Source organism: Parageobacillus sp. G301 (assembly GCF_030268025.1).
Taxonomy (GTDB): domain Bacteria; phylum Bacillota; class Bacilli; order Bacillales; family Anoxybacillaceae; genus Parageobacillus_B; species Parageobacillus_B toebii.
Genome location: NZ_BSDB01000001.1, coordinates 683,037 through 695,168, shown reverse-complemented (window position 1 = coordinate 695,168; position 12,132 = coordinate 683,037). Strand labels below are relative to the sequence as shown.

Sequence of the window (12,132 nt, the reverse complement as noted above, 5' to 3'; positions counted from 1 at the left end):
TGTAGGTGGGAGAGGTTCATCAATCTGGTAACCTCATTTTTGATAAAAGCGCAATGCGTGCAAATTATCGTTCGTCGTGATTAAGCGGATTGTGACACATCCATGCTGCGCGGCGAATGTTTCCGTTTGTTTCAAAAGAGCACTGCCGATTCCGTGGTTTTCGATTACGCTGTCTAGCGAAACAATCTCGCATTCCTCACCACGGATGGCAAAGGTGATTATATTTCCCCGTTGTCTTGGAGAGCGGCAAAACCGCCCAGCTCGCTGCAATCATACACTCCCGTTGAAACAGCCATTTGCGGACTTCCCCAATGGGCAATAAAAAACTTCTGAGCTGTCGAACGGTCAGCAAGGTGAGTAGGATAATGTTTATATTAATCTACCTTTCATGTCTGATTGATGTATATCCTAATCTTCAAACTCTATGGCGACCGCTCTTACTGGAGAACCATCACTTTCCGGCAAATAAAGGGGAAGCGCAATAATGTACGGATCGGCAAAGTCGATTTTATCAAAGTTCGTAAAATTTTCCCCGATCACTCCATTTACAGTGGTAATCGCTTCATGCGCAGGGAAGGAAGAGCCATCAGGCGGATCGATATTTAACGCATCGATGAAAAACGTGCGGATTCCTCTTCCCAACATTGCCTGGATGACGTCCAAGGCAATGTACGGGTGGCGAAAATAGCGCTCCGTTTTTGCGTATTGGGACCAGCCGGTATAAAATAAAACAATCATTCCCGGTTTGAGCCGCGGCAAGTGAGCATTGACATCGTCTAGTGTAACCGCTTCTCCATCGTTTTTTCCCGTCACATCAATGACAATTCCTTTGCCAAGAAAATACGTTAACGGAACCTCATCGATTCGCAGTCCATCTTCACGAAAATGAAAAGGGGCGTCCACATGTGTGCCGGTATGTGAACTAAGAACAAGCCGGCTGACATGATAGCCGTTTTCGGCGAATGTTGCCGCCGACTCGATATGCGGTTTTGGATCTCCCGGGTAAATCGGGGTTTGCGCGGTAATGGGCATCGATAGGTCAATGATTTTTTTGATGTTCACGTTTATTCCACTCCTTCGCTACGGTTTGACCAACTTTATCATACAGGCAATTTCATTTCTTTGTCCTCTCTTTCTATGATTCAAGTACATATGATGATGAACGAAGCCGCAAAAAGAAATGATAAAGTTTAGTGTTTTTAATATAGTCTATGTTTCGGCACAATGGTGCTTTTGCGCGTTTAGTCCAAACGAATTTTGCAGATAAGAAGACGCTGGTGATGAAGATGAACGTGTTTTTTCTTATAATAATATAAAAGCGACATACCATTTCATAGGAATATGCGTTCTGTTTTTGTGTGCAATGAAATGTAAGCAGCGTAAGTTTTTCAAGGAAATAGGAAGCCCTTGGAACTGGATGCCATATAATTTGGAGAGGATTCCGTAACAAAATGCCGAATTAATAGTTTTGTGTATCATCAAGATGGAGTGTGCGGTATATACGGTAAATACCGCCTGTTTGCTAGTCTTGTTGTCATTATGGATAGCTACGGCGAAAGCGATTGCCAATTAGCGCCATGTTACAAAGGAGAGACAAGAAGAAAGGATGGGAAAAATGATGAAAACAATGGTGGATAAAAAGAAACTCTATATTAATGGTGAATGGGTGGAAGCAAAATCGTATACCACATTAACATCTCCTTATTCGGGTGAAGCGTTGGCAGAAATTCCTGTGGCGACGGAAGAGGAAGTCGAAGAGGCGATTGCTGCAGCGTATGAAGCGAGAAAAGAAATGGCCAGCATGCCGGCATACAAACGGGCGGAGATTTTAGAAAAAGTAGTCGCACAGCTGCAAGAACGAGCAGAAGAAGCAGCGCGGATCATTGCTCTCGAAGCGGCAAAACCGATTACGACGGCAAAAGGAGAAATAGCGCGGACGATTCAAACGTATAAATTTGCCGCGGAAGAAGCAAAACGAATTCACGGAGAAACAATTCCGCTTGACGCTGCGCCAGGCGGGGAAAATCGCGTTGCTTTCACCGTTAGAGAACCGATTGGGGTTATCGGCGCGATTACGCCATTTAACTTTCCAATGAACCTTGTTGCCCACAAACTAGGTCCAGCGATTGCTTCCGGAAATACCGTTGTGTTAAAGCCGGCAAGCCAAACGCCGCTTTCCGCGTACTTTATCGCGGAACTATTTGAAAACGCAGGGCTTCCAAAAGGAGCATTAAACGTCGTAACGGGAAGCGGAAAAACCGTTGGAGATAAAATGGTGACAGACCCGCGCATCAGCATGATTACCTTTACCGGCAGCCCGGAAGTGGGAATCGGCATTCGCAATAAAGCGGGGTTAAAGCGGGTAACACTCGAACTTGGCTCCAATTCCGCGGTCATTGTCGATGAACAAGTGGACATCGATCGAATAATTCCACGTTGCGTCTTTGGTGCATTTTCGTTCCAAGGGCAAGTATGTATTTCGCTTCAGCGCATTTACGTGCATGAAAAGCGGTATGAGGAGTTTGTCGAAAAATTTATCGCTGCGGCGAAACAATTGAAAGTGGGCGACCCATTGGATCCAAACACCGATGTTTCGGCATTAATTACGCCAAAAGACGTCGAGAGGGCATTAGAATGGATCGAGGAGGCTAAACAAGGCGGAGCGACCGTTGCGCTTGGTGGCGAACGGGATGGAAACATCTTGCTTCCAACGGTGATTTTAGACGCAAAACCAACGATGAAAGTATCGTGCCAGGAAGTATTCGCGCCAATCGTTCTCATTAACCGCGTTCGTTCGATCGAAGAGGCGATTGAGCTCGTCAATGATTCACGCTACGGATTGCAGGCAGGTGTATATACGGATAACGTACATGTCGCATGGGAAGCGGCAGAAAAATTGCATGTCGGCGGTGTACTCATCAACGATATTCCGACCTTCCGTGTCGATCATATGCCATACGGCGGCGTCAAGGAAAGCGGAGTCGGCCGCGAAGGGCTTCGTTATGCAATTGAAGAAATGACGGAATTGAAACTCGTTATTTTCAATCGCAATCGTTAATCATCATCCGTATCACCTTCGATGGTGGTACGGTTTTTTTCTGAAAAAAAGGAATTTTAGGATGCAGTGAGGAATTTAATAAAGGGAAATTGGTCAAACAAGGGGGATGAACATGGAAACAGTAGTACTTTCGTTTTCAGGAAATGTAGCCGTATTGGAACTAAATCGCCCAGATTCGTTAAACGCGATGAATGAGCAAATGCTAAATGAATTACTAGAAGCGCTGCGTGAAATTGAACAAAGCGATGCGTTGATTGTTCTCATTCGCGGAAAAGGGAGAGGATTTTCCGCCGGTGGCGATATTAAAACGATGCTAAGTGTAGATGACCCAGAAAAATTTCCTGAAATTATGAACACCATTCAAGAAGTCATTATGACATTATACAACTTGCCGAAAATCGTCGTTTCCATTGTCCATGGGCCAGCGGCGGGGTTAGGACTAAGTTTTGCTTTGGCAAGCGACTATGTCATCGCGACAAAAGAAGCACGCTTAGCGATGAATTTTATCGGCATTGGTCTCATCCCAGACGGAGGCGGGCATTTTCATTTGGCGAAACGAGTCGGTGAAGTGAAAGCAAAACACATTATTTGGGAAGGAAAGCCAATGAACGCCGAAGAAGCGTACCAGCTTGGCATCGTTGACTTTGTTGCCGAAGATGAAAAACAAATCGAACAAAAAATCGCTGAATGGCAAGCAAAACCGCTTCAGGCAATGATCGCCACGAAAACGTTGTACGCCAAGTTGACAAAAGATGAATTGTTAAAAGTGCTTCAGCTTGAAACAGAGGCGCAGCAAAAAATGCGGCAAACCGAAGACCATCGCGAAGGCGTCCGCGCATTTTTAGAAAAACGGAATCCGAAGTTTCAGGGGAAATAATAGGGCTTGTCCTTGTCTAAAATCTTTTAGACAAGGGCTGTTTTCTGTTAAGAACGTCGCTTCATAAAATGATTAATGATGTAGAAGATTCATTGTTTTTTTGTAAGTATTTGAAAAATTATTGACGGTACGAGGCTATCATTTAGCTAAGAATATATACCTTGCCAGTAATGGAGTTGTTGTATAGGACAGAAAAAACCGGCCTGATATTAAGGTCGGCTCTTAATTTATTCATTTGAAAAGATCTTCTAAGTTGATTTGAAATCCTTTTAGCACCTCGGATCGAGCTATCCCTTTTTCCTTCAACGCATCCAGTTGTTGATATTGCCCCTCATCATTTAGGGAATAAATTTGAACAATATTTAGCATTGGATTGACGATCCAGTATTCGTTTACGCCATATTGCATATATAAGTTCAGTTTAAAAACGAGATCGTGGGATTGGTTAGAGGGGTTTAATATTTCGATGATGAGTGTTGGAACTCCAACAAATTTATTTTCCATCAATCCGCTTTTATCGCATATAACCGATAAATCAGGGACCACTATTTTCGTTCCTTCCATTTTATCGTTTTTTAGTTCTATGTCAAAAGGTGCGTGGAACACTTCACAATCTTTGCCTTCTAAAAAATTGAATACTTTAGCGTGAAGTCTTCCTGAAATTCGTTGATGTTTAGTAGAAGGCGATGGTGACATAAAGACAATGCCGTCAATATATTCTAATATCCTTTCAGTATTTTCTCTCATTTTGTAAAATTCTTCGAGAGAGACAAAATCTTGTTTGGGGAAGCTCATAACAACATCCACCCCTTTGTTTTTGCTTCTTGCTTATATTATAAACGACGATTATTCGTTTTAATTATGTTTTTTCAGAACATGGCATTGTTTTTTCAAAAAGTTGATCGCAAAAATGATTTACTAGCATTGAATCATGGATAAGACTCTTAGACATAATTTTTTCTGCAGGAATTTTGTGGATATATTGTGAAGACTTATATGAAGTTACTTTATGGAGAAAGGTGAGGAAAATGCTGCATACACTTTCAGTTCCCATTATCCAAGCACCAATGGCTGGAGGAGTTTCAACTCCAAAGCTAGCCGCGGCTGTATCGAATGCAGGTGGGCTCGGATTTTTAGCTGGAGGTTATAAAACGGCGGAAGAGATGCGAAAGGAGATTATGATGATTCGCACACTAACGGATGCCCCGTTTGGTGTCAATGTGTTTGTGCCAAATGAAGAGGATGTTGATATGGAAGCGCTTCTTCGCTATCAACAAGTATTGGAAAAAGAAGCAGAGCGTTTTAGTGTGACGCTTGGGGAAGCAAAATGGGATGATGACGATTGGGAAGCGAAACTCTCTGTTTTGTATGAAGAAAAAGTCCCTGTCGTTAGTTTCACATTTGGCTGCCCTTCGTCTGATATCATCGCAAAACTGAAAGACAATGGCTCCTTTGTCATTGTCACCGTTACCTCTAAAACCGAAGCGCAAATCGCGGCACAGGCAGGAGCGGACGCGTTATGTGTGCAAGGGCCGGAGGCGGGAGGACACCGCGCAACGTTTCGCAATAATGAAAAGGCAGATGAGAATGTAAGTTTGCTTGTGTTGCTGCAGCAAATTCGCGAGGCAGTAGACCTCCCGCTCATTGCCGCTGGCGGCATCATGCATGGACGCGATATTGCCGCGGTGCTTGCGGCCGGAGCGAGCGCTGCCCAATTGGGCACAGCATTTTTACGCTGCCCTGAAAGCGGGGCGAATCCGTTGCATAAAAACGCGCTCATTGACCCGCAATTTCAAGCAACTGCCGTCACCCGTGCGTTTACAGGACGTCCTGCGCGCGGATTAGTAAATCGTTTTCTGATCGAATATGATAAACTGGCCCCTGCGGCGTATCCGCACATTCATCATATGACAAAGCATCTTCGCAAAGCAGCCGCCCAAGCAAGCGATCCGCAAATGATGTCCTTATGGGCGGGACAAGGATATCGTTTGTCGAAAGATATGCCAGCTGGGGAGCTTGTGAGGTTGTTGATGGATCAAGTTAAAGAAGTTACGGAAGAGAAATGAGAGAGGGGAATTTGATATATAATATATTTTTATGGAATCACAACGAAACTACATGAAGATCATTTACTTAACGTTATTGTGATGGAAGAATGACAGATTTTTAACATAGTATCTTAAGCAGAATTAGGTTGATATTTAACAATCTAGCATATTATGTGTATAACATTTCTTATCTCATTAGCCCCCTAATGAATTTGGACACTCGATAAGGTTGTTTTTTATCATCCGAGTGACCAATGAAGGGGGCTTTTGATATAACATGAGACGGAGAAAACATTCTAAGGGATTTTAAGATGCAAAAAGAAGCATTAGAAGTTGGAAATAAAACATATAGAAATCAGATGATATATTGTTCCTATTTATAAACAGACTGAAATTTGTCATTTTTTAAAATTGACAAATTTTTGACATCTTTAACTTTAGTGTCATGTTTTTTGTCCTTATAATTAATTTAGGTTTAATATTCAGAAAATTCAAAGAAGGGAGAAGTTGATATGAAGCAGCGGATTAGGTTGAAGATTATGGCTCTTATTGGAATTGTATCAATGCTATTTGCAGGATGTTCCTCAAAAGAAACCCAACAGTCTGCTAAAACAAAAGAAACAAATGTTGATCCTAATGTGCAGGTGGAGGCACCTTTTGAAGGGTGGGTGGAAGGACTGCCGAAAATTACTGCTCCTAAAGGGTTCGATTGGAAGCAATTCCAAGGGGTCGAATTAAATGTAATTTCAGAAAATACACCTCCTTCATCGGCACTTGCTGCAAATATAGATCAATTTGAAAAAGTAACAGGAATTAAGGTGAACATTGAGCAAAGCGATTTAGGAACAGTTGTGGAGAAGGTGGGCCTTGATTTTAATGCAAAGTCTGCAAAATATCATGTTATTTACGCAGATCCATATCAGATTTTAGCAAAATACTCCCAACATTTTGTCAATCTATATGATTTTATTAATGATCCAACACTTCCGCCTATTCCAGGAGGACTGAAAGATTTTATCGAAAGTCAACTTGAAGTTGACGGATACATGGGAAGCAAAGATGCGTTATATGCTTTACCTTATGATGCTCCAACAATGGTATTAGCTTATCGTAAAGATGTTTTTGAAAAATACAAAAAACAATTTATGGCTGAAAAAGGATTTGATTGGACTCCAGGACCAAATCTAACGTGGGAACAATATTATGAGATTGCAAAATGGATTACGGAAAAAGCAAAAGAAGGTGTGATTAAGGAAGTCAAATATGGTACAGGACACCAAGCAAAGCAATACGACTCTCTGATGTGCGATTTTAGTAATATTCTTGCAGCAAATGGTGGAGATTATTTTAAAGCAACTGACTTGGGAAGCGTTGGGAAGACGAACCCTGGAAAATCTGCAATGAACTCTGATGTAGCGATTGAATCTGCAAAACTATATAAAAAGATTTTAGAAGTTGCCGCGCCGGGAAGTACTTCATGGGACTGGTCAGGATTAGCAGAAGCTTTTGCTGCAGGTGAGATTGCAATGGCGCCTGAATGGCATGAATTCTCATCTATGTTTGAGAATCCTGAAAAATCGAAAGTGGTAGGAAAAGTCGCTTGGTCAGTATTACCAAAAGGAAAAGTTAGAAACGCCCATATTTTCGGTGGAACAGGCATCGGTATAAACAAGTATGCGAGTGAAAAAGAGAAGAAAGCTGCATGGTTGTTCCTTGTATGGGCTACTTCACCACAATCCCAATATATGATCTTAAAATCTGAGTTAGGTGGTTCTACTCCAACCCGTCATTCTGTTTACGAATTACCAGATGTACAGAAAGGTATGAAACCGGGAACAGAAGAATCGAAACAAATGCCTAATTTGTTACCGATGGCAGCGACACTAGAAGCTTGGAAAAAAGAAAACGTATACATGCGTCCGAAAATTCCTCAATGGTCACAAATTGATACATTTATTTTTACTGAACTTTCCAAAATGTTAGCAGGCAAACAAAGCCCAGAGAAAACAGTAAAACGAATTGCAAAACAAAGTGATCAAGCAACAGGAAACTGAGTTTAGAAAAAAGAAAGGGAGGACCATCTCCCTTTCTTGTCTAACAATGGAAGGAGTGGTGTTGTGAATACGGAATACTCAAAAGTTTATGATAAAGAATCGTTACCTAAAACTAAAAGTTTTACCATTTTTTTTAATAGGAAGTTTAAGACAGAACATTGGATGTTATTACCTTCTATGATACTATTAGCACTCATTAGCATCTTTCCATTTATTTACTTAGTTTATGCTAGTTTTATGGATTTTATGTTGTCTATTGATCACCCTACTTTTAATGGGATTGTAAATTGGAAGAAAATCTTGTTTAGTGATACTTTTTGGCATTCTTGGGGAAGGACAGCAATTTATGCTATTGTAGGCTTATTAATTGAGCTTGTTATTGGAGTTGGAATGGCTTTATTGATTTATGAATTGCCCAAAGGCAAGAATTTGATTATTACACTTTGGATGCTCCCCCTGTTTGTTGCTCCGGTTGTCGCTGGGTTATTAGGCCGATTCCTTTTGAATTCCACTTACGGGCTATATGCTTGGTTATTAGGCCTTATTGGGATAGATGCCCAAATTTTAGGGAATGTAAAAACGGCATTGCCAGCTGTTATTTTAATGGATGTCTGGGAATGGACTCCTTTAATCACCTTAATCGTTCTTGCTGGTCTACAGTCGTTACCTATAGAGCCGCTTGAAGCAGCGCAGGTAGACGGTGCAGGATATTTTCAGAGATTATTTTACATTATATTTCCATTGTTATTACGAACAATTGTCGTTGCATTACTAATTCGTTCTATGGACATACTTCGTTTTGTTGACACAATTAAAATTACAACAGAGGGAGGCCCGGCAGACTCTACGAAGGTAATTGGCTACTATTTAATGGAGGTTGCTTTTAAATTTCAAGATTTTGGGGCGGCTGCAGCCCTTGGGTTAACTATGTTATTTGTAACTATTTTTCTAGGGAAAAACTTTGTGAAACTTATGACGAAGGGGGGAGAGTAGCGATGGGGAATTCAGGGAATTTAAAACATATTGTCAAATATTCAATTCTATACACAGTTGTAACTTTAGCATTAATTTGGGCTCTTCTACCAATTATTTGGATGGTTATGTCTTCTGTTAAAACAGAGGCGGGAATGTTCTCGATGCCACCTAAATTTCTTTTTAAACCAAATTTTGAAACGTTCAAATTTATGTTTTCTGAGAAAGGGAACTTTGTTAGCTACTTGATCAACAGTTTAATTGCGTCAGTTGCTTCTACAGGGATTTCCTTAATATTAGGAACATTGGGAGGTTATGCATTAGCGCGCGGAAAATTTAAAAATGAACAAGGGATATCTTTTTGGATTATTAGTACACGAATGGCGCCTGTGCCGGCTGTTATTCTGCCGCTTTATTTAATGTTTGCTAAGTTTGGCTTAATTGGTAAGATGTCGGGTTTGATTTTTGCTTACACTACTTTTAATCTTCCATTTGCATTGTGGATGATGATGGTATTTTTTAAGGAGGTGCCAGTTGCATTAGAAGAGGCAGCACTAATTGATGGTTGCAGTCGTTTTCAGGCTTTTTGGAAAATTGCTCTTCCTCCAGCTGCGCCAGGCCTAGTAGCAACAGGAATATTATGCTTAATGTTTTCTTGGAATGATTTCATGTTTGCATCTGTTTTTTCTGGCCACGATACCCAGACAATTCCAGTCGCTGCTTCTTTATTAATTACGCAAACAGGAGTTGCGTGGGGACAGGCGATGGCAACTGGTACAGTAATTATTACGCCAATGGTGATTGCCGGACTAGCGGTAAAAAAATATCTTGTTCGAGGTTTATCAATGGGGGCAGTTAAATAAGAGATATTGAGGAATTTATTCTGAGAAGGGAGAAAGTTTTATGGGTATTCAGGGTGAGAAATTGCAAACTAAGGTTAATGTTCCTACAATGATGAAAGCGGCGGTGCTGAATAAACCTTTTGATATTGAGATTACGGAAATTCCAGTTCCACAAATTGAAGATGATGAAGTTTTAGTAAAAGTAATGGCAGTAGGTATTTGTGGTTCAGATATTCATTACTATGAGCACGGGAGAATTGGTCGATATGTTGTTGAAAAGCCAATTATTTTAGGTCACGAGTGTTCTGGGATTGCAGTAGCAGTCGGTAAGAATGTCACAAGAATAAAAATTGGAGACCGCGTGGCGATCGAACCAGGGATCACCTGCGGTCGATGTGAATACTGTAAGGGAGGGCGTTATAATCTTTGTCCAGATGTGAAGTTTCTAGCTACCCCGCCTATAGATGGAGCATTTGTTCAATATATTAAGCACCGAGAGGATTTCTTATTTCCAATTCCGGACGAGTTATCATTTGAAGAGGCAGCATTAAATGAGCCATTTTCAGTGGGGATTCATGCATCTAAACGCGCGAACCTTCAACCAGGTTCTATCGTTGCCATTATGGGAATGGGGCCAATAGGATTAACAGCAGTTGCTGCTGTGAGGGCTTTCGGTGCTTCAACTATTATCGTGGCTGATCTAGAACAAAATCGATTAGATGCTGCAAAGAGACTAGGTGCAACTTATACCATTAATATTTTAGAAAATGACCCGATTGAAGAGATTAAACGGCTTACTGGTGGAAAAGGGGTGGATGTTGCTTTTGAAACTGCAGGAAATCCTAAAGCGCTGCAAACGGCGCTTCAAGTAGTAAAACGCGGAGGAAAATTGGCGATTGTTGGTCTTCCACCACAGGACGAAATAGGGCTTAATATTCCATTGATTGCTGATAATGAACTTGATATTTTCGGAGTTTTCCGATATTCCAACACCTATCCACTAGGAATAAAACTTTTAGCATCAAAATTTTGTGATTTTAAGAACTTGATTACTGATCGTTATTCTCTAGAGCAAACAAAAGAAGCAATGGAACGTGCGAGAACAAATAAGAAGGAAAGTTTAAAGGTCGTAGTGTATCCTAATGGCATTATTGAAGAATAAAAAGATAACAAGGAGGTTTTCCAATGTCTGTAACAAACAATGTAAAAACGATGAAAGCGGCTGTGTATAAAGGTCCTCACCATATGGCAGTCGAAGAGTTGCCTTATCCAAAACCAGGATACGGAGAAGTGACTATTCGAGTTCATTGTTGTGGCATATGTGGAACTGATTATCATATTTTAGAAGGTGATTTTATTTCACCATATCCTTTAGTCGGTGGCCATGAGTTTTCCGGAACAGTTTTTGAAGTAGGAGAAGGCGTAGAAGATTGGAAGATAGGTGACCGTGTTGCCGTTGATCCATCTGTTTATTGCGGAAAGTGTTATCACTGTCGAAATAATCAATTTAATCATTGTAAAAATTGGAATGCTATTGGGGTTACGATGAACGGTGCCTTCGCAGAATATGTAAAAGTTCCCGCCAAAAACCTTTATAAAATGAGAGATACGATGACGTTTGAAGAAGGCGCATTAGTTGAGCCGATGTCTTGCGTGGCATATGCTCTTGAACGAACAAACGTCAAATTTGGAGATAAGGTTGTTATTTTCGGCGGAGGTCCAATGGGAATAATGCTTGTTCAAGCAATGAGGATAAGCGGAGCTTCAGAAGTGGTGCTGGTAGATATTGCTGAACAAAAACTTGAGTTAGCAAAGCAATTTGGAGCAACTTCTGTATTCAAAAACGACAATCGTTTAGATAGTTTTATTGGAAAAGAAAAATATCCAAATGGATTTGATGTAGTCGTTGATGCGACAGGTATTCCAGCGGTGATTGAAGGAATGTTCAGATTTGCTGGGCCTGGCGCGAGAATATTACAGTTTGGTGTTGCACCTAATAATGCCAAAATTACAATTAGTCCTTTTGACATATATCATAAGGATTGGAACTATCTCGGTACGATGGCATTGAAATTTAATTTTAATCAAGCCCTATTTATGATAGAGGAAAAACGTGTAAATGTTGGATCATTAGTTACGAAAAAATTAGGGTTAGAAGAGTTTGTTACATACATGTCAAAACCAAAAAGTCCTGATGATTGCAAGGTATTGGTTTATCCTTCTTGGTAAATTCGGATGATGTAATTATATGTAATTATAAAAGATGTATGTATCTCAGCGC

General features: G+C 40.8%; 10 protein-coding genes and 1 pseudogene. 8 read left to right on the top strand and 3 right to left on the bottom strand.

Annotated features, from left to right (window positions below; genetic code table 11):
* Positions 1-36 precede the first annotated feature (36 nt).
* Both QSJ37_RS03650 and QSJ37_RS03645 read right to left on the bottom strand, forming a co-directional pair.
* A pseudogene (locus QSJ37_RS03650) lies at positions 37-296 on the bottom strand (GNAT family N-acetyltransferase); the annotation flags it as partial.
* A 112-nt stretch (positions 297-408) separates the two neighbouring features.
* Entirely contained in the window at positions 409-1,062 is a 654-nt protein-coding gene (locus QSJ37_RS03645) for a cyclase family protein (RefSeq protein ID WP_285753792.1), read from the bottom strand.
* A gap of 556 nt (positions 1,063-1,618) precedes the next feature.
* Here QSJ37_RS03645 and QSJ37_RS03640 point away from each other — a divergent pair.
* Both QSJ37_RS03640 and QSJ37_RS03635 read left to right on the top strand, forming a co-directional pair.
* Complete coding sequence (locus QSJ37_RS03640; RefSeq protein ID WP_285754745.1) at positions 1,619-3,058, top strand: aldehyde dehydrogenase family protein; 1,440 nt, start codon at positions 1,619-1,621, stop codon at positions 3,056-3,058.
* Positions 3,059-3,170: 112 nt separating this feature from the next.
* A complete protein-coding gene (locus tag QSJ37_RS03635) occupies positions 3,171-3,935 on the top strand; it encodes an enoyl-CoA hydratase (protein ID WP_285753790.1) in 765 nt (254 codons plus the stop codon).
* Positions 3,936-4,166: 231 nt separating this feature from the next.
* Here QSJ37_RS03635 and QSJ37_RS03630 read toward each other — a convergent pair whose 3' ends face one another.
* A complete protein-coding gene (locus QSJ37_RS03630) occupies positions 4,167-4,730 on the bottom strand; it encodes a Uma2 family endonuclease (protein ID WP_285753788.1) in 564 nt (187 codons plus the stop codon).
* Between the two features lie 233 nt (positions 4,731-4,963).
* On the opposite strand from QSJ37_RS03630, the gene QSJ37_RS03625 reads away from it, so the two are divergent.
* The 6 genes from QSJ37_RS03625 to QSJ37_RS03600 all read left to right on the top strand — a co-directional run bounded on the left by QSJ37_RS03625 (position 4,964) and on the right by QSJ37_RS03600 (position 12,080).
* Positions 4,964-6,001 (top strand): nitronate monooxygenase, encoded by a 1,038-nt coding sequence (locus tag QSJ37_RS03625; protein WP_285753786.1) that lies wholly within the window; start codon positions 4,964-4,966, stop codon positions 5,999-6,001.
* 494 nt (positions 6,002-6,495) lie between these two features.
* Entirely contained in the window at positions 6,496-8,037 is a 1,542-nt protein-coding gene (locus tag QSJ37_RS03620) for an extracellular solute-binding protein (protein WP_061579631.1), read from the top strand.
* Between the two features lie 63 nt (positions 8,038-8,100).
* Positions 8,101-9,030, top strand: coding sequence for a carbohydrate ABC transporter permease (locus QSJ37_RS03615; RefSeq protein ID WP_285753783.1), 930 nt, complete (start codon positions 8,101-8,103; stop codon positions 9,028-9,030).
* Between the two features lie 2 nt (positions 9,031-9,032).
* Positions 9,033-9,872 carry a carbohydrate ABC transporter permease gene (locus QSJ37_RS03610; RefSeq protein ID WP_061579632.1) on the top strand — a complete coding sequence of 280 codons (840 nt, stop codon included), beginning with the start codon at positions 9,033-9,035 and terminating at the stop codon, positions 9,870-9,872.
* 40 nt (positions 9,873-9,912) lie between these two features.
* Entirely contained in the window at positions 9,913-11,013 is a 1,101-nt protein-coding gene (locus tag QSJ37_RS03605) for an NAD(P)-dependent alcohol dehydrogenase (protein ID WP_285753780.1), read from the top strand.
* A 23-nt stretch (positions 11,014-11,036) separates the two neighbouring features.
* On the top strand, positions 11,037-12,080 hold the full coding sequence (locus tag QSJ37_RS03600) for a zinc-dependent alcohol dehydrogenase family protein (RefSeq protein ID WP_061579633.1): 1,044 nt from the start codon (positions 11,037-11,039) through the stop codon (positions 12,078-12,080).
* The last annotated feature ends 52 nt before the right edge of the window (positions 12,081-12,132 follow it).